The 22,170-nt window shown below is 71.2% G+C and carries 22 protein-coding genes; 7 read left to right on the top strand and 15 right to left on the bottom strand.

Annotated features, from left to right (window positions below):
* Positions 1-108: 108 nt before the first annotated feature.
* Positions 109-306, top strand: a complete 198-nt coding sequence (locus tag A37W_RS0108935; protein ID WP_018302690.1) for a CsbD family protein — start codon at positions 109-111, stop codon at positions 304-306.
* Between the two features lie 198 nt (positions 307-504).
* On the opposite strand, the gene panB is transcribed toward A37W_RS0108935, so the two are convergent.
* Both panB and panC read right to left on the bottom strand, forming a co-directional pair.
* Positions 505-1,317: a 3-methyl-2-oxobutanoate hydroxymethyltransferase gene (gene panB, locus A37W_RS0108930; protein WP_018302689.1), complete on the bottom strand. Its 813-nt coding sequence runs from the start codon at positions 1,315-1,317 to the stop codon at positions 505-507.
* A 5-nt stretch (positions 1,318-1,322) separates the two neighbouring features.
* Positions 1,323-2,189 (bottom strand): pantoate--beta-alanine ligase, encoded by an 867-nt coding sequence (gene panC, locus A37W_RS0108925; RefSeq protein ID WP_018302688.1) that lies wholly within the window; start codon positions 2,187-2,189, stop codon positions 1,323-1,325.
* Positions 2,190-2,318: 129 nt separating this feature from the next.
* On the opposite strand from panC, the gene A37W_RS0108920 reads away from it, so the two are divergent.
* From A37W_RS0108920 to A37W_RS0108910, 3 genes are all read left to right on the top strand, one after another.
* Positions 2,319-2,840: a hypothetical protein gene (locus A37W_RS0108920; protein ID WP_156169457.1), complete on the top strand. Its 522-nt coding sequence runs from the start codon at positions 2,319-2,321 to the stop codon at positions 2,838-2,840.
* A 21-nt stretch (positions 2,841-2,861) separates the two neighbouring features.
* The gene (locus tag A37W_RS0108915; protein ID WP_018302686.1) at positions 2,862-3,113 is read left to right on the top strand and encodes a hypothetical protein; all 252 of its coding nucleotides are present in this window, start codon (positions 2,862-2,864) and stop codon (positions 3,111-3,113) included.
* A gap of 120 nt (positions 3,114-3,233) precedes the next feature.
* Positions 3,234-5,732 (top strand): GcvT family protein, encoded by a 2,499-nt coding sequence (locus tag A37W_RS0108910; protein WP_026198390.1) that lies wholly within the window; start codon positions 3,234-3,236, stop codon positions 5,730-5,732.
* A gap of 200 nt (positions 5,733-5,932) precedes the next feature.
* On the opposite strand, the gene A37W_RS0108905 is transcribed toward A37W_RS0108910, so the two are convergent.
* The 4 genes from A37W_RS0108905 to A37W_RS24280 are packed head-to-tail and all read right to left on the bottom strand — an operon-like array spanning position 5,933 to position 9,113.
* Positions 5,933-6,280, bottom strand: coding sequence for a hypothetical protein (locus tag A37W_RS0108905; protein ID WP_018302684.1), 348 nt, complete (start codon positions 6,278-6,280; stop codon positions 5,933-5,935).
* A 33-nt stretch (positions 6,281-6,313) separates the two neighbouring features.
* Positions 6,314-7,111 carry a glycoside hydrolase family 25 protein gene (locus A37W_RS0108900; protein ID WP_018302683.1) on the bottom strand — a complete coding sequence of 266 codons (798 nt, stop codon included), beginning with the start codon at positions 7,109-7,111 and terminating at the stop codon, positions 6,314-6,316.
* On the bottom strand, positions 7,111-8,184 hold the full coding sequence (locus A37W_RS24285; RefSeq protein WP_018302682.1) for an NAD(P)/FAD-dependent oxidoreductase: 1,074 nt from the start codon (positions 8,182-8,184) through the stop codon (positions 7,111-7,113). The genes A37W_RS0108900 and A37W_RS24285 overlap by 1 nt, the downstream gene beginning before the upstream one ends.
* A complete protein-coding gene (locus A37W_RS24280) occupies positions 8,181-9,113 on the bottom strand; it encodes an aldo/keto reductase (protein WP_018302681.1) in 933 nt (310 codons plus the stop codon). The genes A37W_RS24285 and A37W_RS24280 overlap by 4 nt, the downstream gene beginning before the upstream one ends.
* 157 nt (positions 9,114-9,270) lie before the next feature.
* Here A37W_RS24280 and A37W_RS0108885 point away from each other — a divergent pair, with 157 nt between their 5' ends.
* From A37W_RS0108885 to A37W_RS21365, 3 genes are read left to right on the top strand one after another with little or no spacing between them, the layout of a single operon-like run.
* Positions 9,271-9,627 carry an ArsR/SmtB family transcription factor gene (locus A37W_RS0108885; RefSeq protein WP_018302680.1) on the top strand — a complete coding sequence of 119 codons (357 nt, stop codon included), beginning with the start codon at positions 9,271-9,273 and terminating at the stop codon, positions 9,625-9,627.
* On the top strand, positions 9,624-10,109 hold the full coding sequence (locus tag A37W_RS0108880; RefSeq protein WP_018302679.1) for an SRPBCC family protein: 486 nt from the start codon (positions 9,624-9,626) through the stop codon (positions 10,107-10,109). Before A37W_RS0108885 ends, A37W_RS0108880 begins: the two co-directional genes overlap by 4 nt.
* A gap of 58 nt (positions 10,110-10,167) precedes the next feature.
* A complete protein-coding gene (locus A37W_RS21365; RefSeq protein ID WP_018302678.1) occupies positions 10,168-10,758 on the top strand; it encodes a hemerythrin domain-containing protein in 591 nt (196 codons plus the stop codon).
* 24 nt (positions 10,759-10,782) lie between these two features.
* Here the strand turns inward: A37W_RS21365 and A37W_RS0108870 are convergent, their stop codons facing one another.
* The 9 genes from A37W_RS0108870 to xdhA all read right to left on the bottom strand — a co-directional run bounded on the left by A37W_RS0108870 (position 10,783) and on the right by xdhA (position 22,138).
* Positions 10,783-12,030: a Tad domain-containing protein gene (locus A37W_RS0108870; RefSeq protein WP_018302677.1), complete on the bottom strand. Its 1,248-nt coding sequence runs from the start codon at positions 12,028-12,030 to the stop codon at positions 10,783-10,785.
* A gap of 57 nt (positions 12,031-12,087) precedes the next feature.
* Positions 12,088-12,483, bottom strand: a complete 396-nt coding sequence (locus A37W_RS0108865) for a TadE/TadG family type IV pilus assembly protein (RefSeq protein ID WP_018302676.1) — start codon at positions 12,481-12,483, stop codon at positions 12,088-12,090.
* Between the two features lie 142 nt (positions 12,484-12,625).
* The gene (locus tag A37W_RS0108860; protein WP_018302675.1) at positions 12,626-13,711 is read right to left on the bottom strand and encodes a BMP family ABC transporter substrate-binding protein; all 1,086 of its coding nucleotides are present in this window, start codon (positions 13,709-13,711) and stop codon (positions 12,626-12,628) included.
* A 41-nt stretch (positions 13,712-13,752) separates the two neighbouring features.
* On the bottom strand, positions 13,753-14,664 hold the full coding sequence (locus A37W_RS0108855) for an ABC transporter permease (RefSeq protein ID WP_018302674.1): 912 nt from the start codon (positions 14,662-14,664) through the stop codon (positions 13,753-13,755).
* 97 nt (positions 14,665-14,761) lie between these two features.
* Positions 14,762-15,847 (bottom strand): ABC transporter permease, encoded by a 1,086-nt coding sequence (locus A37W_RS0108850; RefSeq protein ID WP_026198389.1) that lies wholly within the window; start codon positions 15,845-15,847, stop codon positions 14,762-14,764.
* Positions 15,848-15,904: 57 nt separating this feature from the next.
* Positions 15,905-17,428: an ABC transporter ATP-binding protein gene (locus tag A37W_RS0108845; protein ID WP_026198388.1), complete on the bottom strand. Its 1,524-nt coding sequence runs from the start codon at positions 17,426-17,428 to the stop codon at positions 15,905-15,907.
* Complete coding sequence (gene xdhC / locus A37W_RS0108840) at positions 17,425-18,207, bottom strand: xanthine dehydrogenase accessory protein XdhC (protein WP_018302671.1); 783 nt, start codon at positions 18,205-18,207, stop codon at positions 17,425-17,427. The genes A37W_RS0108845 and xdhC overlap by 4 nt, the downstream gene beginning before the upstream one ends.
* Positions 18,204-20,654 (bottom strand): xanthine dehydrogenase molybdopterin binding subunit, encoded by a 2,451-nt coding sequence (locus tag A37W_RS0108835; protein WP_018302670.1) that lies wholly within the window; start codon positions 20,652-20,654, stop codon positions 18,204-18,206. Before A37W_RS0108835 ends, xdhC begins: the two co-directional genes overlap by 4 nt.
* Positions 20,651-22,138 (bottom strand): xanthine dehydrogenase small subunit, encoded by a 1,488-nt coding sequence (gene xdhA / locus A37W_RS0108830; RefSeq protein WP_018302669.1) that lies wholly within the window; start codon positions 22,136-22,138, stop codon positions 20,651-20,653. The genes A37W_RS0108835 and xdhA overlap by 4 nt, the downstream gene beginning before the upstream one ends.
* Positions 22,139-22,170: the final 32 nt, after the last annotated feature.

Here is a 22,170-nt window from a genome sequence, read left to right as displayed (position 1 = left end):
GACGCGGGGTCATGCGGACACGGGAAAGGAACCCCCGCACGGGGGCGCACGTTTCCCATGCAGACGGGGGCACACGCCTCCGCCTTCAGACAGAGGAAGGAGTTCGTCATGAACAACGACCAGTTCGAAGGCAAGTGGAAGGAACTGAAGGGTCAGGCCCAGCAGCGCTGGGGCGACCTCACCAACGACGACGTCGACCGCGTGAGCGGCCGCCAGGAAGAACTCGAGGGCCTGCTGCAGCAGCGGTACGGCTACGAGAAGGACCGGGCGCACCGCGAGGTCAACGACTGGATCGCCGGGCGCTGATTTCCCGGCATTCCCGAGAGAGGGTCGCGGCTCGCGCCGCGGCCTTTTTCTTTGCTCTTCGAATATCCTGCCGCACCCACCGCGCCCCCGCCGGCCGCGGCGTGCCCAGCTTCGATTGACACGTAGGGTGGGTGAAACCCACCACGCGCCCCGGTCGGTGGGTTTCACCCACCCTACGCGGGGGTTGTCGGGGCGCGCCTATCGGTAGACCTGATCCTCCGTCGGGAAGGTCCGCGCGCGCACCTCCTCGGCGTAGCGCTTCACGCTGTCCTCGATCATCGGCCCGAGTTGGCCGTAGACCTTCACGAACTTCGGCGTCCAGGGGTTCAGTCCCAGCATGTCCTCGAGGACGAGGATCTGCCCGTCGCACTCCACGCTCGCGCCGATGCCGATGGTGGGGATCGCGATCCCGGCGGTTATCTTCGCCGCCAGCGGTTCGACCATGCCCTCCAGCACCACCGCAAAGGCGCCGGCGTCGGTCACGGCGCGGGCGTCGGCCATGTGAGGCTCCCACTCGGCCTCCTGCCGGCCCTGCGTCTTGAAGCCGCCCATGACGTGCACCGATTGCGGGGTCAGGCCGATATGCGCCATCACCGGGATGCCGCGCTCGGTCAGGAAGCGGATCGTCTCGGCCATCCGCGCCCCGCCCTCCAGCTTCACCGCGCCGCAGCCGGTCTCCTTCATCACCCTGGCGGCATTGCGGAAGGCGACGGAGGGGCTTTCCTCGTAGCTGCCGAACGGCAAGTCGACGACGATCAGGGCCTTCTTGGTGCCGCGGACCACGGCGCGGCCGTGCATGATCATCAGCTCCAGCGGCACGCCGACGGTCGATTCCATCCCGTGCATCACCATGCCGAGGCTGTCGCCGACGAGGATGAAGTCCGCGTGCCGGTCCACGATGGCGGCCGTGTGCGCGTGATAGGAGGTGAGCGAGACGATCGGCTCGCCGCCCTTGCGGCGGGCGATCTGGGGCACGGTGGTGCGGCGCACCTGCTCGGTCTGGCTGGACATGGGTGTCAGGCTCCTTGCGGGGTCAGTTCGCGCTGGTCGATGAGGAGGACGCGGTTGTCCGGCGGGCCGAACTCGGCCGACAGCATGATGCCGACCGGCGACGTCACCGGGCCGGAGGCCGGCAGGAACCGACCCGCGTCCACGATGTCGAGGCCGGCGAGCGTGGCGCGCGGCTCGGCCTCCACCATCTCGCGGATCACCCCGGCCACCTCCTCCACCGTCGCGCCCCGCGCCGCCAGCGCTTCGGCCGCGTCGAGGGCGCGGGCCAGCACCGGCGCTGCCGCGCGGTCCTCCGGCGACAGCCGCACGTTGCGCGACGACATGGCGAGGCCGTCCGCCTCGCGCACCGTCGCCACGCCGTGGATCGCCAGCGGCATGTGCAGGTCGGTCACCATCCGCCGGATCACGGCGAGCTGCTGGTAGTCCTTCTGCCCGAAGAACGCCCCGTCCGGCTGCACGATGTTGAAGAGCTTGCAGACCACCGTCGCCACGCCCCGGAAGTGCCCCGGCCGCACCGCGCCGTGGAACAGCCCGGCGAGGCGCGTCGTCTCGACGATGGTCTCGTCGCCGTCCGGATACATCTCGCCCACCTCGGGCACGAAGCAGCCGGCGACGCCCGCCGCCTCGAACTTCGCGAGATCCTCGGCCTCGGTGCGGGGATAGGCGTCGAGGTCCTGCGGATTGCCGAACTGGGTGGGGTTCACGAAGATCGTCGTGACGACCGCGTCGTAGAGACCCCGCGCCTCGGCCACCAGCGCCAGGTGCCCGTCGTGCAGCGCCCCCATGGTGGTGACGAGCCCGACGCTGCGACCTTCTGCCCGCAGGCCCGCGACCAACGACCGGACGTCCGCGACGGTGCGGCAGATGTGCATGACGCGCCTCCCTGCGGCTCTGCCGCCCCTGACTAGACCGCGTGCCACGGGGCGGCAAGCGGAGGCCATACTCTCGCCGCATCGGCGGCCGATCCAGCCCGCCGACCGCGCAGCCACGAGGTGATCCCCGTGCCCAAGTCCCCCCTGCTGACAGGGTTCCTGCCCCTGGTCGTCATCGGCCTCGGTACCGTGGCCGTCATCGACTACGCCAACCAGTCCCGTCGGGCCGCCCTCGACGGACGGGAGCTCTCGTTCTCGGACTACGCGTCCGCGTTCGCCGTCCGCGCCTGGTCGGAGCCGCCGTCGTCCCCGACCGCCGCGGTCGAGCGCCGGCCAGCCACGCCCGGATGGGGCGGGGGCATGGTCGGCACGCCGACCGGAACGATGGAGCAGACCGCCACCGGCGACTCGACGGGCCCGACGGACGCGCAGATCGGCGCGATGATGCAGGCGGCGGACGCCGAGTTGGTCCGCATGGGCCTGATCGACGGACCCGGGCCGGGCCCGGAGCCGGGATCCCCGGCCTCCGTTCTCGCCATCATCGAGGGCGGGGACGGCCGCGCGATGGAGGCGGCGCTGGACGAGGTCGCGGCGCAGGAGGCGGCATCAGAGGTCGTCATCCGCCGCTCCGGCCAGATCGACGGCGACTGACGGCAAGGCCGGAGCTCCCGCGTGAAGATCGCCAGCCGGCTCCTCGGCATCGTCCTCGTCGGGGGCTTCCTGATCGCACTCGCCGCCGAGTATGCGCAAGGACGGCCGGTCCTGACGCGCCGCGGCCTCGGTCTGGGGGTCATCGTCGATCTGTTGCGCGGCGACGAGTCCGCGGAACCGGAGCGGCGGGCCGCAGCGCCTGCGGGCGGCAGCCCCGTCCCCCGTCACCTGCTGAACACGACCAACCGCCCGAAGCCGGCCCCCCGCGACTGACCCGCGCAGCGTCGCAAATCGCCGACATCAGGTCGCCCGCCACCCGGACGGCGGCGGCATTGCAGGCATGGTGCCGGCGAGTTCACGCCTGCCCGACGGGAGAGTCGCCCCATGCCCGAGCTGAAGACCCATGTCCGCGCCCTCGTCGTCGGCGGCGGCGCCGTCGGGACCGGCATCGCCTACCATCTGGGCCGCGCCGGCTGGGACACGATGCTGCTGGAGCGGGACGAGCTGACCTCCGGCTCCACCTGGCATGCCGCGGGCCTGCTGCCGCTCTTCAACATGAGCTACGCGACGACCCACATCCACAAGTACAGCGTCGACTTCTACAAGGGGCTGGAGGCCGAGACCGGCCTCAACGCCGGCTTCTACGTCGTCGGCAACCTGCGGATGGCGCAGACCGACGCGCGGATGGACGAGTACATGCTCTATTCCTCCGTCGCCGAGACGGCGGACGTCTACCACGAGTTCCTGAGTCCCAAGGAGATCGCGGACCGCTGGCCGCTGGTGCGGACGGAGGATCTGAAGGGCGCACTGTTCCACCCGCAGGACGGCTACATCAACCCCGCCGACGTGACGATGGCGATGGCCAAGGGCGCCCGCCAGCACGGCGTCACGATAGAGCGGAAATGGCAGGTCGACGGCTACAAGTGGACCGGGTCGGAGTGGGAGGTCAGCGTCTCGAAGATGGTCGAGAAGGGCGGCAACCTCGTCCCCTCCGACGAGACCGCCGTCATCCGCGCCGAGCACGTCGTCACCGCCACCGGCAACCACGCCCAGCGCACCGCCAGGCTCCTCGGCATTAAGATCCCCGCGATCCCGGTCGAGCACCAGTACATCGTGACCGAGCCCGACCCGGCCCTCGTCGAATGGCGCAAGACCCACGACCAGCACCCCGTGCTGCGCGACGCCGACGCCAAGTGGTACGTCCGCGAGGAGCGGGGCGGCTGGATCCTCGGCCCCTACGAGCGGAATGCCCCCGCGCGGTTCGAATACGGCGTGCCCGACAGCTTCCGCGCCGACCTCTTCCCGCTCGACCTCGAGCGGATCGAGGAGGAGTACATGTCGATGATCCACCGCATCCCGTCGTCGGAGTCGGTGGGCCTGAAGGACGATTTCAACGGCCCGATCTGCTATACGCCGGACGGCAATCCACTGGTCGGCCCGGCGCCGGGCCTGCGCAACATGTGGCTGGCCGAGGGCTTCTCGTTCGGCATCACCGCCGCCGGCGGCACCGGCCATTACCTCGCCCAGCTGATGACGCAAGGCGAGGCCGAGATCGACATGGCCAGCCTCGACCCCAAGCGCTACGGCCGCTGGATGACGACCGAGTACGCCGCCCGCAAGAACGAGGAGGCGTACGAGCACGTCTTCATCCTGCACCATCCCGACGAGGAGCGGCCGGCCTGCCGCCCGCTGCGCACCGCGCCGGCCTACGACCGACAGAAGGCGAAGGGCGCGCAGTTCGGGCAGGTGAACGGCTGGGAGCGGCCGAACTATTACGGTCCCGTCGATGCGCCGGCGGACTTCGACCATGACGGCCGCTCGTTCCGGCGCGGCACCTGGTGGCCCCATGCCGAGGCCGAGGCGAAGGCGATCCGCGAGGGCGCGGGCCTCATCGACGCCACCGCCTTCACCAAGCACTGGGTGAGCGGCCCCGGCGCGACGGCCTTCCTCGACTGGTTCACGACGAACAAGCTGCCGAAGGTCGGCCGCATCAACCTGACCTACGCCCTCACCGACGCCGGCACGACGCGAACCGAGTACACGATCGTCCGGCGCGAGGAGAACGGCTACTACCTCGTCTCCGCCGGCGCGTCGACGGCCTACGACGCCGACTATCTGCAGAAGTCGATGGAGGACTGGATCGCGAACGGCGGCGCCTGGGTCATGGCCCACGACGTGACGACGCAGTGGGGCGTCTTCGCCCTCGCCGGGCCGAAGTCGCGGGACATCCTCAAGGCGCTGGTGAAGGATGCCGACCCCGCGACGGCCCTGTCGAACAAGCGCTTCCCCTGGCTGTCGGCCCGCGACATCGAGCTCGGCATGGTGCCGACGCTGGCGATCCGCGTCGCCTACACCGGCGAGCTGGGGTGGGAGCTGCACCACCCGATCGAGATGCAGACCCACCTGTGGGACCGCCTGATGGAGGCGGGGGAGCCGCACGGCCTGACCCTCGTCGGCGCCCGGGCGCAGAACTGGCTGCGGCAGGAGAAGAGCTACCGCGCCTTCGGCACCGAGCTCGGCCGCGACGCGACGCCGCTGGAGGCGGGGCTCGACCGGTTCGTGGACCTCGAGAAGGACTTCCGCGGCAAGGCGGCGATGGAGGCCCTCGGCGTCCGGTCGAAATGCGTGACCCTGCTGATCGACGGGCCGGCCGACGCCGACCCGTGGGGCAAGGAGGCGCTGTTCGCCGATGGCGAGCGGGTCGGGCGGCTGACCTCGGGCGGCTGGTCGGTGGCCTTCGGCAAGCAGATCGGCATGGGTTACGTCCGCCCCGACCTCGCCGCGCCGGGGACGAAGCTGCAGGTGCGGATGTTCCGCGAGCTTTACGAGGCCGTGGTCGCCGAGGATTCGCCCTACGATCCGACCAACGCCCGTATCCGCGTCGACGGCTGACCCGGCGGAGCGGCTGACGCCGCATGCTCCCCCTCTCGCCCCGGCCGGTCGGCCGGGGCTCGGCGCGGGTGGCGACGTGACGCGCCATGGTGCGTGGCGGCGCGAGACGCCGATGTCGGAGGGGGGCTGTCTGCCCCCCGCGGCTCACGCCGCCCCCCCCGAGGAATATTTATGGCTCGATGAGAGGGAGAAGGGGCGTCTCAGCGCCGGTTGCGGCGGGCCCGCATCTTCAGCTCCCACCAGCGGCGGACGCGGATCATCATGGCGGTGACCGGGCCCTGCAGCACCGGCAGGTCGATGGCGAGGAGGATCAGGCCGATCGGCAGCATCCACAGCCCGAAGACCGGCAGGATCGCCAGGAATGCGCCGACGATGAAGATCAGCGCCAGCGGAACCCGGACCACCCACCAGCCGCGCGCCCGGATCCGCTCCAGCGGTCGCCGCAGCCAGGGGAGGGTCCGGTAGATCTGCTGGAACTGGCGGTCGAAGCGGCGGCGCAGAAGCTCGCGCCGGAGCTCGGGGTTGGGGGACTCCTCCATGATGCGCATCACTTGGAGCGGCGCACCGGCGCGGTCAAGGTGTCAGCCGGGCTGCCGCCGCGCCGCCAGCCACGCCCGCCACGACTGTGCGCTGCCGGAGAAGCAGTTGAGGTCGCAGTTCCCCGTGACCCCGTCCACGATCCCGGTCCCCGAATACTGCCAGAAGTGCCAGAGCGCGTCGTTGTAGGCCTCGTCAGGATGCATCGTCACCGCCCGCAGCCAGCGCTCGCCGCCGATCGCCTCGATGCCTGTCTCGGCCCAGAAGTCGCGGGTGGTGTAGATCAGCGGTCGCCGCCCGTAGTGGGCGGCGAGGATGCCGACGAAGCGGCCGATCTCGGCCTGCACCTCCGCCGCCGGCGGGCGCAGGGTGCAGGTCGGCGACAGGTGGTTCCACTCCAGGTCGACGACCGGGGGCAGGGCGCCCGGCATCTTCGGCACGTTCTGGATGAACCAGGCCGCCTGCTCGTGCGCGGGGCGGCAGAAGTAGTAGAAGTGGTAGGGTCCGGTGACGATGCCCGCCGCCGTCGCGCCCCGCGTGTAGTCGAGGAACCGCGGATCGGTGCGGTCGCCGCCTTCGGTCGCCTTCAGGAACGCGAAGTTCACCCCCGCGGCCCGGGCCCGGCGCCAGTCGATGTCGCCCTGCCAGCGCGAGACGTCGATGCCGTGCACGGCGTACTGCGACGGGGTGCGGCCCGGCCAGTCGACCGGATGGCTCTCGCCGAAGTTCGGCGGGATCACGCGGATGTCGCTCTCCATCCGGGGCGGCGGCGCGGCGGCGGGGCGCCGGCCGCAGGCGGCGAGGGCGAGGGCGCCGGTCAGGGCGGCTCTGCGGGTCAGCATCATCGGAACCTCGACGGGGACAGGGCAACAACGGTGGCGGGATCGAGCTCGGGCGTCCGCCCGCCCACCAGGTCGGCGAGCAGGCGCGAGGCGGCGGGCGACGACTGGAAGCCGTAGCCGCCCTGGCCCGCGCACCAGACGAAGGACGGGTCGGACGGGTCCGGGCCGAGGACCAGCTGCCGGTCGGGGGCGAAGGTCCGCAGGCCCGCCCAGTTCGCCAGCATCCGCGTCACCGGCGCCGTCACGTGCGCCTCGTAGCGGGCCAGCCCTTCGGCCAGCACCATGTCGTCGGCCCAGGCATCGTGCGGCTCCGCCGGGTCCTCGTCGGCGGGCGAGACGATGAGCGCCCCGGCGTCCGGCTTCATGTACCACGCCTCGCCCGCGCCGAAGACCATCGGCCAGCCGCCGGGGTCGAGGCCCTCGGGCGCGGCGATCCGCGCCATGGAGCGGCGGAGCGGCGTGAAACCGATGGGGGCGATCCCCGCCATCGACGCCACGACGTCCGCCCAGGCGCCCGCCGCGTCGATCAGGACCGCGGCCTCGTGCTCCTCGCCGGCCGTCACCGACCAGCCGGCATCCGTCCGCCGGATCGCCGTGACCTCGGCGCCGGTGACGATGCGCCCGCCCGCCTCGCGGATGTCGCGGGCGAAGTCCTGCACCAGCTTGTCGGTGTCGATGTCCCAGGCGTCCGGGCTGTGCGCGACCGCCGTGACGCTGGCGGTGTCGAGGATCGGGAAGAGGGCCGTCGCCTCCTGGGGCGAAATCTCGTCCAGCTTCATCGCCGCCACGTCCTCGCGGTAGGCGGCCTCCGTCTCCGGCGTGCCGACGAGCATCAGGCCGCGCGGCGACAGGACGCCGCCACGGGCCGTGCGGTGATGCTCGCGGCTGGCGTGGTTCAGGGCGATCACCGCGGGCTTGCCGTAGTTCGCCTCGAACAGGGCCGCCGACCGGCCGGACGCGTGGTAGGCCAGCGCCGGCTCCCGCTCCAGCACCGTCACGCGGCCGAGTTCGGCCAGGCGTGCGCCCGCGCTGATGCCGGCGATCCCGCCGCCGATGACGAGGAAATCGCTCACGCCTGCTCTTCCAGTCTGTCGGTGGCGGGGGGCGGCGTCGGCGTCAGCGCGCAGAGGCGGGCGTAGAGGTCGGCGTCCATCTCGAACGACAGCGCCGCGAGCGACGGCTGCAGCTGCTCGGTCGAGCGGCCCGAGACGATGGGCATCGGTCCCGCGGCATGTGCCGCGACCCAGGCGACGGCGAGCGTCGCGGGATCCGTTCCGACCTCTGCCGCGATGTCGCTGAGGCCCTTTGCCGCCGCGTGCATCCAGTCGGGCGCGTAGCGGCGCCCGTACATCGCGTTCTCGGCCAGCCGCCCGCCCTCGCCGCGGGCGTACTTGCCGGTCAGCAGGCCGCCGCCGAGGGGCGAGTAGGGCAGGGCTGCGAGGCCCTGGTCCGCCGCCATCGGCAGGATCTCCACCTCGGCCTGGCGCTTGACGAGGTTGTACATCGGCTGGATCGCGTCGATCCGGGTGCCGAGGCTCGCCGCCACGGCCTGTGCCTTCATCACCTGCCACGCGGCGTAGTTCGACACGCCGATATGCCGGATGGCCCCGTCCGACTGCAGCCGCGCCAGCACCTCGAACTGCGCCTCCAGCGGCGTCTCGGCGTGGAAGCGGTGCAGGTAGAGGAGGTCGACGCTGTCGAGGTCCAGCTGGCGCCGGCTGCGGTCCCAGTGCGCCAGCAGGGCGTCCCGGCTGCCGTCGCCGTCGTAGCCGATCTTCGTCGCGACGTAGAGCTGGTCGCGGTCGCCCCGCGCGATGCGTCCGAGGATCTCCTCGGACCGGCCCTCGGTATAGCCGACCGCGGTGTCGAAATGGTCGATCCCGGCGGCGCGGCAGGCATCGTACATGCGCCGCGCCTCGTCCTCGGAGGCGCCGGCGCCCCATTGCATGGTGCCGAAGGCGAAGCGCGAGGCGGGGCGGCCGGAAGCGAGGGTCAGCGTCATGGCCGGGACAGTCGCATGGGCTGCCCCACCCGTCGAGAGGTCCGCCGGGGCAGGCGCGGGAGGACGCCGATCCCGCGTCCGGCGCGCCACGATGATTGTTAGGTGAATGCCTGACTTTGCGCTTGCCGCCGACGGCCGGTCGGCATAACTTAGGTAAATGCCTAACCAAACCGCCCTCGATTCGACCTTCCACGCCCTCGCCGATCCCACCCGGCGCGCCGTCCTCGCCGCGCTGGCGGACGGCCCGCGGGCCGCCTCGGACCTCGCCAGCCCGTTCGATATGGCGCTGCCGTCGTTCCTGCAGCACCTCAAGGTGCTGGAGGACAGCGCCCTGATCGCGACCGAGAAGCAGGGCCGCCGCCGCGTCTGCCGGCTGCGGCCCGAGACCTTCGCCGCCACCGCCGACTGGATGGCGGCGGAGCGGGCGCGTTGGGAGGGCCTGCTGGATCGCCTCGGCGACTGGCTGGACCGGACCGCTGCGCCAGACACACACTCCGAAAGGACCAAGGAATGACCGCCCCGACACTCGACAGCCCCCGCGACACCTGGGACATCGACCGCGAGATCGTCCTGACCCGCGTCTACGACCACCCGATCGAGCGCGTCTTCGCCGCCTGGACCGAGCCGGAGGCGATCACCTCCTGGTTCTCTCCCGCCGGTTTCACCTGCGAGACGCTGGACTGCGACATCCGCGAGGGCGGCCTCTGGCGGTTCGTCTACAACGGCCCCGACGGCACACGCTGGGGCAACCGGATATTTTTCCTCTCGATCGATCCGCCCCGCCGCCTCGTGATGGATCACGGCAGCGACACGGACGACGACCCGAACCGCTTTCGCGTGACCGTCACCTTCGATGCGCAGTCCAACGGCAAGACGGTGGTCTCGCTGCGCCAGCTGCACCCGACGACGGCGCAGCGCGACGGCGCCATCGGCTTCGGCGCGGTCGAGATCGGCAACACCACGATGGACGGCCTCGCCCGCTACCTGGACGGCTGACCCTTGCGCCTCCGGCCCGGGGGGATATCTCGGCCCCCGGGGAACAGGAGTGACGCGCATGATCCACGACCGGCCGCTGGCGCACGAACCGCTCGAGGCGCTCACCGTCGAGCGCGGCACCCGCCCCGCCGCGCCGCCGATCGCGGGCGTCACTCCGGCCCAGCGCGAGGCCGGCGGCCACCTCGCCGCGATCCACCGCTACCACCTGATGGAGATCGCCCGCCTGACCCGCGTCATGGACGCCCTCGAGGCGGGCGAGTACCAGCCCGGCAAGCTGGCCGAGACGCTGCACGAGACGCAGATGCTGCAGAACCTGCGCGCCGTCGGCACCCTCTGCGGCCGCGAATGCATGGCCCTCACCGCCCACCACGACATCGAGGAGGCGCACATGTTCCCCGGCCTCTCCGCCGTGGGCGTGGCGGCGCTGACCGCCGTCGTCGACCGGCTGAAGGAAGAGCACCTCGTCGTTCACGAACTGCTCCACCGTTTCGAGGAGGCCGCCCGCGCCCTCGACGCCGCGCCGGGCGCCGACACGTTCGCCGATGCGCGTGCCGTGCTGGAGAAGCTGGCGCAGGTCGTCGCCAGCCACTTCGGCTACGAGGAGACCGAGCTGCGCGACGCCATCGGCGTGCACTTGGGGGGGATCTGAGGGCGGCCGGTCCAGGCCGCTCGGTCACTGGACGAGACGGAAGTAATCCACCTCGAAGTTGTTCTCCATCCCGTCGCCGCAGAAGCCCATCCGCATGTTCGAGGTGCCGTGCACCTCGCCGCCCGCGACAATCGAGATGCCGCGGATGCCGTCGGCGTTGGCGGCGTAGTGCACGTCCCCCGCCGCGACGAGCTGGCCGTTGTAGGCGGTCAGCGAGGACGCTACGTCGATCCCGCCAAGCGTCAGGAGTTGGGCGCCACCACCGTCGGCGCAGTCGTCGTTGCGACCGATCTGCAACCCATTTGGAGCGGACATCGACTTGTCGTTGATGCTTGTGGTCGCGACCACCGCGTCCTCGAGAATGACGCCGTTCGAGAACTTCACGTCGCAGGGGGTCACGATGACCACCGACTGGTAGGTGCCGGCGTCCAGGGTGAGATTGCTGCCGTTGCACGCGATGAAGTGGGTCGTCCCGGGGGTCAGGTCCGCCGGCGCCACCTTGCGGACGTTCGTGATGGAGCGAACCAGGGCGGACGAGATATAGTCCGGCGTCCATTCCGTCCCGCGGGTCCGCAGGTTCTCGATGATCTGCGGCAGCTGGTTGATCAGGCGCAGGCGGTAGGCGCCCGACCGCAGCGCGGCCTGAAGTCCCTCGTTCTTCTCGAAGCCGGAGTTCGGAAGGTCGATGTCCTCCTCGTTCGGCATCGACACCACGGTGCCCGGTTCGAAGAAGTTGTTCTGGTTCAGCGAGACATACTCGTTAGAATGGACGCAGAAGCCCGCGTAGAAGCCGTTGTTCGACTGCAGGTCGACGACGCCGTCCGCCGCGATACCCTCACGAAAGCATGCGGGTCGATAGGTGGCGTAGACCGCCCGGGTCACGACGTCCCAATCGTCCTTGCCGATCATCCGGTACAGGAAGCTGTCGACCGGGTTGTTCGACGCATCCGAGCGGTGGGTCGTGACCATCACCGCGCTGCGGCTGTTCGCCAGCGGCGAAAAGGCGCCGTTCTCGTACACGCCGAAGACGATCTCGGGCGTGTCGAGGACATCGCCGAAGCTTTCCTCCGGCATGCCGTACCGGACCGCCTCGATCGCGGTCAGCCGGGCCGTGTTCTCGGACCGGCTCTCGCGCGTGTAGATCGCCGCGTGTCCGGCAAGGTCCGCGGCCACCTGAAGCTGGGTCCGGGCCGCATAGAGGTGCGTGACATCCAGCGCCATGCCCCCGATGACGCAGGTCGTGACGAACAGGAACATCCCGAAGATGGTCATGCCACCGTCCTCGGCACGGGTCTTGCGGAACCCTGTCTTGGCAGCGCAGTGGGACATTCAGGACTCCAGCAGATGTTGGGACATCACCGATACGTCAAATCCGGTCAGACCGGGAATCGTCCCGACCGCCATAAGGTCGTCGATCGGCAGCAGCACGCGGGAGCGAATAACGCCCAGTTCCAGGGTGGTTTCGACCTCGGCGTTCGGGGATAGCCCGGACAGGGCGGAGCGGATGAAGGCCATCGTCTCCGCCTCGTCGGCCAGCCGTCCGACCGAGAAGGCACGATTGGCGTCCTGGACGATGCGCATCGTCTCGGCCCGCCCGTAGAATATGAACGAGACGTCCGTGATCAGGATCAGCAGCATGGCCAGCATTGGCACCCAGAGGACCGCCTCGACCGTCGACGATCCGTCGTCGTCGCTGAAGAACTTCTTGGGTGACCGCCTGCTCATTCTTGCCCCGTTCAAGATGCCACACAAGCCTATTAAGGCCATCGTGGCGCCTTTGTGGCGGCGCCGGGGCAGACGAGAGGCTAACCCCGGGTTGCGTAAAAAAAAACCCGCGCCGAGGATCGGCGCGGGTCCGGGATCGGCGTCAGTTCGGGATCTCGCCCGTCATCCCCTCGACGTAGAAGTCCATCGAGACCAGCTGCTCGTCCGTCGCGACCTCGCCCTCGGCCAGCCACGGCGTGCCGTCCTGCTTGTTGATCGGGCCGGTGAACGGGTGATACGCGCCCGACGCGATGTCGGCGATCATCTGCTCGGCCTCGGCCTTCACCTCGGCGGGCACCGCGTCGGTGATCTCGCCGATCTCGACCTCGCCGTCGCCGATGCCGCCCCAGGTGTGGGTCGATTCCCAGGTGCCGTCCATCAGCGCCTGGATGCGCTCGATGTAGTAGGGCGCCCAGTTGTCGATGATCGACGCGATCCGCGGCGTCGGCTTGAAGGCCGCCATGTCGGACGCCTGCCCGAAGGTGTAGACGTTGCCCGCCTCGGCCGCCGCGGCCTGCGGCGCGGTGCTGTCGGTGTGCTGCAGGATCACGTCGACGCCCTGCTCGAGCAGGGCCTTGGCGGCGTCGGCCTCCTTGGCGGGGTCGATCCAGGTGTAGGCCCAGACCACCACCATTTCGACGTCCGGGTTCACCTTCCGCGCATGCAGGAAGGACGAATTGATGCCCTGGATCACCTCGGGGATCGGGAACGAGCCGATGTAGCCGATCTTGTTGGTCTGGGTCATGTGCCCGGCGATGGTGCCGATCACCGCCCGGCCCTCGTAGAAGCGCGCGTCATAGGTGGCGACGTTCGGCGTGTTGCGCATGTAGCCGGTCGCGTGCTCGAACTTCACGTCCGGGAACTGGGCGGCGACGTTGTTGGTCGCCTCCATGTAGCCGAAGGATGTGGTGAAGATGATGTCCGCGCCCTGCAGCGCCATCTGCGTCAGCACGCGCTCGGCGTCGGGACCTTCGGGCACGCTCTCCTGGTAGATCGTCTCCACCTGGTCGCCGAAATGTTCCTCCAGCGCCAGACGACCCTCGTTGTGCTGGTAGGTCCAGCCGCCGTCGCCGATCGGGCCGACATAGACGAAACCGACCTTGATCGGCTCCTGCGCCCGCAGCGGGCTGCCGAGCGCGGCGGCGAAGGCGGTGCCGGCGCCCGAGATCAGTAGCGTTCTTCTTTTCATTCCCTGGTGCTCCCTGAGTGGTCGTGGAATGGGACGGCCCGTCAGCGGGCCGCGTGGAAACTCCGGCCGAGACACCCCGGGGCGCGCCCGGCCGAGAGAAGGACGAGGACGAGGATCGTCGCGATGTACGGCGACATCGACAGGATCTCGACCGGGACGCGGACGCCCGCGGCCTGCAGGTTCAGCTGCAGCTGGGCGACCCCGCCGAAGAGGTAGGCGCCGATCACCAGCCGCCCCGGCCGCCACGAGGCGAAAACCACGATGGCGAGCGCGATCCAGCCGGCGCCGGCGGTGATCCCGTCGGTCCAGGTCGGCACCCGCACGAGCGACAGGTACGCCCCGCCCAAGCCCGCCATCGCGCCGCCGAACAGGATCGCCAGCACCCGCACCCGCACCACCCGGTAGCCGAGCGCGTGCGCCGCGTCGTGGTTGTCGCCCACCGCCCGCAGGATCAGTCCGCCGCGGGTGCGGTTCAGGAACCACCAGACGCCGAGGCAGACCAGCAGGCCGAGATAGACCATCGGGTCGTGCCGGAAGAGGACGGGCCCGAGGACCGGGATGTCCCGCAGCGGTCCCAGCGGCAGATCCGGGACCGACGGCGCCCGGATCCCGACCCAGCCCTGCCCCAGCAGCGAGGCGAGTCCGAGGCCGAACAGCGTCAGCGCGAGCCCCGTCGCCACCTGGTTGGACAGCAGGTACTGCGTGAGCGCCGCGAACAGCAGCGACAGCGCCGCGCCCCCCACCGCCGCGCCGGCGAAGCCGAGGAGCGGGCTGCCGGTCTGCACCGCCACGATGAAGCCGCAGACCGCGCCGGTGATCATCATCCCCTCGACGCCGAGATTGAGGACTCCCGCCCGCTCCACCACCAGCTCGCCGATCGCGGCGAACACGATCGGCGTCGCGGCGACCATCAGCGAGGCGAGCAGCAGCAGCGGGTCGATCGAGCCGAACATCAGCCGCGCGCCCCTCTCATCGAGCCACAAATATCCTCTGGGGGTCCGGGGGGCGAAGCGCCCCCGGGGGTGCTGCCAGGACCGACGCCGAGAACGCTCACGCCGTCCCCTCCCGCGCCCGCCGCACCCGGTAGTTCGTCAGCACGTCCACCGCGAGCAGGAAGAACAGCAGCATCCCCTGGAACAGCTGGATCGCCGCCACCGGCAGGCGCAGCGTCAGGCTCGCCACCTCGCCGCCGATGTAGGTCAGCGCCAGCAGCAGCCCGGCCAGCAGGATCCCCACCGGATGCAGCCGCCCGAGGAACGCCACGATGATCGCGGTGAACCCGTATCCGACGTTGAAGTCGATCGAGACCCGCCCCGACGGCCCGGTGATCTCGAACATCCCCGCCAGCCCCGCCAAGGCCCCCGAGGCGCCCATGCAGATCAGGATCAGCGCGCCCGGATTGACCCCCGAGAACGCCGCCGCCCGCGGGCTCTCGCCCGTCAGCCGGATGTGGAAGCCGAGCAGGTGCCGCGACAGCAGCACGTAGGCCGCGATCACCGCCAGCAGCGCCGCGACCACGCCCCAGTGCATCCCCGTCCCCGCGATCAGCTCGGGGTTCGCCGCGGCCGGATACTGGGCGAGATTGCGCGAGCCGGGAAAGCCCATGCCCTCGGGGTTCCGCAATGGCCCGAGCGCCATCCACGACTGCACGTTCTCGGCCACGTAGACCAGCATCAGCGAGACGAGGATCTCGTTGGTCCCGAACCGGACCTTCAGCAGCCCCGGGATCATCGCCCAGAGCAGCCCGCCGAGCGCGCCGGCGACGATCATCAGCGGAAAGATCACCCACCGCGCCTCGGACGGGTAGAAGGCCAGCCCCACCGCCGCGGCGCAGAGCGCGCCGACGATGTACTGCCCCTCCGCCCCGATGTTCCAGATGCCGGCCCGGAAGCCGAGCGACAGCCCGATCGCGATCAGGATCAGCGGCCCCGCCTTCACCAGGAGCTGCGGCCGCGAATAGCTCGCATACTGCCCGAACAGCGGGTCCCAGAAGATCGTGCGGATCGCCTCCACCGGGTCCTTGCCCAGCGCCGCGAACAGCAGCCCGCCCGCGATCATCGTCAGAACCACGGCGAGCACGGGCGTCGCCCAGGCCCACGCGCGGCTGGGCTGGGGGCGTTTCTCCAGCCTCAGCACGGCGCGCCACCCGGTGCACGGGTCGTGCACGCCCGGTGCACGGGCTGTGCCGGTGCCTCACGCCTCCACATGGGCGACCTCCATGTCGTGCGCGCCGCCCAGCATCAGCCCGATCCGGTGCACCGTCAGCCCTCCGGTCGGCACCGGCGCCGACAGCGCCCCGCCGTTCAGCGCCGCGAACCGGTCGGATATCTCCATCAGCTCGTCGAGGTCCTGACTCACCACGATCACCGCCGCCCCGCCGGCTGCGAGATCCAGCAGCGCCTGCCGGATCGCCGCCGCCGCCGCCGCGTCCACGCCCCACGTCGGCTGGTTCACCACCAGCACCTGCGGCGCCTGCAGGATCTCCCGCCCGATGACGAATTTCTGCAGGTTTCCCCCCGACAGCGACCGCGCCGCCGCCCCCGGCCCCGGCGTGCGCACGTCGAAGCCGCGGATCACCTCCTCGGCGAAGCCCCGCGCCTTGCCCCAGTCGAGAAAGCCCTTCCGGATCATCCCCTTGCGCACGCCGCCCGTCAGCAGCGCGTTCTCCGTCAGGCTCATGTCCGGTGCGCTGGCATGGCCGTTGCGCTCTTCCGGCGCGCAAAGGAGGCCAAGGCGCCGCCGCGCCGTCGGCCCCAGCCGACCCACCGGCGCGCCCTTCAGGCGCACCATTTCCGCCGCCGTCCGCATCTCCCCCGACAGCGCCAGCAGCAGCTCGTCCTGCCCGTTCCCGGCGACGCCGCCGATCCCCAGAACCTCGCCCGCCCGCACCTCGACGCTCACGTCCTTCAGCGCGGTCCCGAAGGGCCGCGGGCTTGCCGCCGTCAGCCCGTCCAGCTGCAGCACCACCTCGCCCGGCGCCTTCGCCGCCCGCGCCGGCCTGTGCAGCGCGCTGCCCACCATCATCTCCGCCATCTCCCGCGCCGACGCCTCGCGCGGGTCGCAGGTGGCGACGACCTCGCCGAGGCGCAGGATCGTCGCGTGTTCGCAGAGGGCGCGGATCTCCTCCAGCTTGTGGCTGATGTAGAGGATGGACGTACCCTCGCTGCGCAGCTTGCGCAGCGTCTCGAACAGGATCTCCACCTCCTGCGGGGTCAGGACGCTCGTCGGCTCGTCCATGATGAGGAGCCTGGGATCCTGCAGCAGGCATCGGACGATCTCCACCCGCTGCCGCTCCCCGGCGCTGAGGTCGCCGACGATCCGGCCGGGATCCAGCGGCAGGCCGTAGGTGTCGCTGACCTCGCGGATGCGCGCCGCCAGTTCGCCCATCGGCGGCGGATTCTCCATCCCCAGCGCCACGTTCTCGGCCACGTCCAGCGCGTCGAACAGCGAGAAGTGCTGGAACACCATCGCGACGCCCGCGGCCCGCGCGTCAGACGGCTTGCCCGGCGCGAAGGGCGCGCCCCGCCACGCCATCCGGCCCTCGTCGGGCTTCACCAGGCCGTAGATCGTCTTGACCAGGGTCGACTTGCCGGCGCCGTTCTCGCCCAGCAGGGCGTGGATCTCGCCGGGCCGGATGTCGAAGCTGACGCCCCTGTTGGCGACGACGCCGGGATAGGCCTTGGTCAGCCCCGAAAGGCGGAGCAATGGCTCCGTCATGCCGCGCCGTCCCCCTGTCGCACGTCCGTCCCCGCCGACCTCAGTAGCGCGGCCACCGTCCCCGCGGCAATGGCCTCGGGCCGCTTGCCGAGGGCCTTGTCGCCTATCGGACAGGCAATGCCCGAAATATGGGCGTCGTCATGGCCCAGTTGCCGGAGGCGGCTGCGGAACCGCGCCCACTTCGTGTCGGACCCGATGAGCCCGCACGAGGCAAAGCCCCGTCGCAGCAGCGCGTCGCACAGGGCGAGGTCGATGTCGTGGGAGTAGGTCATGATGAGGTGGTGCGCCTGCACCGGCGCCCGCGCGGCGAGCAGCGGCAGGTCCGCCGCCGGCAGCACCCGCGCCCGCCGGGCCGCCCACTCCGGGAACCGGTCGGCCGCCGTGTCGGCCCAGGTGATCCGCACGCGCGCCGGGGCCGCCCGGACGATCGCCCGCCCGACATGCCCCGCGCCCCAGAGCCACAGGTCGAGGCCCGGACCCGCGTCCTGCGCGGCCGGCAGCAACGGCACCGGATCCACCGCCCGCCGCTCCCGCGTGAAACGCAGCGTCACCGCTCCGCCGCAGCACTGGCCGAGGCCCGGCCCCAGCGGCCACGTCTCCTCCCGCTCCGCCGCGCCGTCCGACAGCATCGCCCGCGCCGTCTCCATCGCCCGCCATTCCAGGGCGCCGCCGCCGATCGTCCCCTCGGCCCCCTCGGCCGTCACCTTCATCGCCGTCCCGGCGTCCCGCGGAGTGGAGCCGCGGGTCCGCACGATCTCGACCCACAGCGCCCCGCTCATCCCCGAGCCCGCTTCACCGCCGCCAGCACCCGCTCCGCCGTCGCGGGCGCGTCGAGCGCCGGATAGTGCGGCCCGCACGCCGCGCAGGCGTCCGACAGCGCCAGGAACGCCGAGATGCCCAGCATGAACGGCGGCTCCCCCACCGCCTTGGAGCGGTAGATCGTCGCCTCCGGGTTCTCGCCGTCCCACAGCTCCACGTTGAAGACCGGCGGCCGGTCCGAGCAGGCGGGGATCTTGTAGGTCGACGGCGCGTGCGTCCGGAGCCGACCCTTGTCGTCCCAGACCAGCTCCTCCGTCGTCAGCCACCCGGCGCCCTGCACGTAGCCGCCCTCGATCTGCCCCCGGTCGATCGCCGGGTTCAGCGAGGCGCCCACGTCGTGCAGGATGTCGGCCCGCAGGATGCGGTTCTCGCCGGTCAGCGTGTCGATCGCCACCTCGGTCACCGCGCAGCCATGGGCGAAGTAGAAGAACGGCCGCCCCTGTCCGCGGATGCGGTCCCAGGCGAGGTCGGGCGTGCGGTAGAACCCCGTCGCCGACAGCGAGACGCGGTTTTCGTAACACAGCGTCGCCGCCTGGGCGAAGCTCATCGCCGCCTCGCCCACCCGCACCTCGCCGCCCTCGAAGACGACCGCCTCGGGCTTCGCCTGGTGCAGCCCCGCCAGGCACTCCGCCATCCGCTCCCGGATCGCGTCGCAGGCGGCCATCGCCGCCATGCCGTTGAGGTCCGTGCCCGAGGACGCCGCCGTGGCCGAGGTGTTCGGCACCTTCGCCGTGTCGGTCGCGGTGATCCGCACCTGCGCCACGTCCACCCCGAACCGCGCCGCCGCCACCTGCGCGACCTTCTGGAACAGGCCCTGTCCCATCTCGGTCCCGCCATGGTTCAGGTGGATCGACCCGTCCTGGTAGACGTGCACCAGCGCGCCGGCCTGGTTGAGGTGCGTGAGCGTGAAGGAAATCCCGAACTTCACCGGCGAGAAGCCGATCCCCCGCTTCAGGATCGGCGAGCGCTCGTTCCACGCCCGGATCGCCGCCCGCCGCCCGGCATAGTCGCAATCCGCCAGCAGCTTCGCCGTCATCCCGTTCAGCAGGAAGTCCTTCACCTCCATGCCATAGGGCGTGGTCTGCGGCTCCACCGGCCGCGCCACCGGCGAATGCTCCGCCCCGAACCGCTTGCCGGCCCCGGCGAGCGCGCCGCTCATGGCATGTCCCGACCCGGGGCTCCTATCTTGCTCCAAATACCTCTCGGGGGGGCTCGGCGCAGCCGAGCGGGGGGCAGACGGCCCCCCTCCGCCGCCGCCGCCCGCGCAATCGGCGTAGTAGTTGACCCGCCGCACCTCCACCGGGTCGATCCCGAGGACATGGGCGATCTCGTCCATCATCCGCTCGATCCCCAGAACCCCCTGCGGCCCGCCGAAGCCGCGATAGGCGGTGGCCGAGCACATGTTGGTCCGCAGCCGGTGCGAGGTGATGCGGCAAGCGGGCAGGTGGTAGGCGTTGTCGGCGTGCAGCATCGCCCGGTCGGCGACCGGCAGCGTCAGGTCCATCGACCAGCCGCCCCGCGTCACCTGCGTGAAGTCGATGCCCGCGATCCGCCCGCCGTCGTCGTAGCCGACGTCGTAGTCGATGCGGAAATCGTGGCGCTTGCCGGTGATCACCATGTCGTCGTCGCGGTCGTAGCGCATCTTGCACGCCCGGCCCGTCAGCTTCGCCGCCACCGCGCAGGCGACGGCGAGCGCGTTGCCCTGGCTCTCCTTGCCGCCGAAGCCGCCGCCCATCCGCCGGCATTCCGAGCGCACCATCGCCATCGGCAGGCCGAGGGCGTCGGCCACCTTGTGCTGGATCTCGGTCGGGTGCTGCGTGGACGTGACGACATGCATCGCGCCGCCGTCATCGGGGATCGCCAGCGCGGCCTGCCCTTCGAGGTAGAAGTGCTCCTGCCCGCCGATCTCGATCCGGCCCGTCAGGCGCCGCGGCGCCGCCGCGATGGCCGCGCCCGCGTCGCCCTTCTGCCAGACCCGCGGCTCGGCCTCGAACTCGGCCCCGGCGGCCAGCGTCTCGTCGTAGGAGAGGAGCGGCTCCATCTCCTCGTACTCCACCTTGCCGAGCCGCGCCGCCTTGCGGGCGGCGAGGTGGCTGGTGGCGATGACGAGGAACACCGCCTGCCCGGCGTAGAAGACCTCGCCCTCCGCCAGCAGTGGCTCGTCGTGGGCGCTGGGCGAGGTGTCGCAGGCGTTCGGCAGGTCCTCCCGCGTCAGCACCCGCACCACCCCGGGCGCGGCGCGCACCGCGGCGAGGTCCATCGCCTTGATCCGTCCGCGCGCGATGGGCGACAGGCCGAAGGCCAGGTGCAGCGTGCCGGCGGGGGCAGGGATGTCGTCCACGTATCGGGCGCGGCCGGTGACGTGGAGCGGGGCGCTGTCGTGGGGCAGGGGGGTGGCGACGCTCATGCCGTGATCTCCCGCACGTCGGTCGCCTGCCCCGACATGTCGGCGAAGTACCGGCGCAGCATGTTCCCCGCCGCCTCCAGCCGGTAGGCGGCGGAGGCGCGCATGTCGCTCATCGGCGCGAAGTCCTCGGCGAAGGCGGGCAGGGCCGCCGTCACCGTGTCTTCCGTCCACGGCCGTCCGGTCAGCGCCGCCTCGACGGCCGCCGCCCGCTTCGGGATGCCGGCCATGCCGCCGAAGGCGATCCGCGCCGCCGTCACGGTGCCGTTCTCCACGGCCAGATTGAACGCGCCGCAGACGGCCGAGATGTCCTGGTCGAAGCGCTTGGACAGCTTGTAGACCCGGAAGGCCGGGGCCGAGGCCGGCAGCGACACCGCCTCGACGAACTCGCCGGGGCGCCGATCCTGCCTGCCGTAGTCGAGGAAGAAGTCCTCGAGTCTCATCTCGCGCCTTTCGTCCCCCCGCCGCAGGTGCAGGGTCGCCCCCAGCGCGATCAGCGCCGGCGGGTTGTCCCCGATGGGCGAGCCGTTGGCGATGTTGCCGCCGATGGTGGCGGCGTTGCGCACCTGCTCGGACCCGTAGCGGCGGACCATCGCGGCGTAGCTCGGATGCGTCTCGCGCAGGACCGCAAGGACGTCGGTCATCGACACCATCGCGCCGAAGCGGATCGTCTCCGCCGTCCGCTCCACCCGCTTGAGGTCGGCGCAGCCGCCGAGGAAGGCGACGGAGCCGATGTCACGCAGCGACTTCGTCACCCACAGGCCGACATCGGTGGCCCCGGCGACCAGCACGGCGTCCGGGTTCTCGACATACCAGGCCGCCAGCGCGTCCGCGCTCTCCGGCCGGACCGCCTCCGACGCCTCGCCCGGGTCACCCTCGCGCGACGCGCCGGTCGCCGCCATCGGCGCCGTGTGGCCCCAGTCGCCGCCGGTGTCGGCGTAGCCGCCCGGCGCGTCGGGCGCGCCGCCCTCTGCGACGGAGGTCGCCGACCGCGCCTCCGGCGGCACGTCCCGCATCCAGTCCGGCGCCGGCTCTTCCGCCGCCGCCTCCGCCGCCCGCACGATGGGCGCGTAGCCGGTGCAGCGGCACAGGTTCCCCGCCAGCACGTCGTCCCAGTCGGTCCGCCCGTTCAGGTGCCCCACCGCCATCGAGACGACGAAGCCCGGCGTGCAGAAGCCGCACTGGCTCCCGTGTTCGGCGACCATCGCCCGCTGGACCGGGTGCATCTGCCCGTCGGGGGCCGAGATGCCCTCGACCGTCCGCACCGCGCGCCCCTCCAGCTGCGGCAGGAACAGGATGCAGGCGTTCAGCGCCCGCGCCCCGGCCTCGTCCGTCACCATGACCGTGCAGGCGCCGCAATCGCCCTCGTTGCACCCTTCCTTGGTGCCGGTGAGCCCGCGCTCCTCGCGCAGCCAGTCGAGCAGCGTCCGCGTCGGCGGCGCCTCGACCTCGCAAGGCTCCCCGTTCAGAGCAAACCTGATCCGCATTGGACGACCCGCCGCCTTACCCGAGTGAGGGG

Source organism: Wenxinia marina DSM 24838, assembly GCF_000379485.1.
GTDB classification, from domain to species: domain Bacteria; phylum Pseudomonadota; class Alphaproteobacteria; order Rhodobacterales; family Rhodobacteraceae; genus Wenxinia; species Wenxinia marina.
The sequence above is the reverse complement of the archived record's forward strand: the minus strand, read 5'-3'. Positions and strand labels throughout refer to the sequence as shown.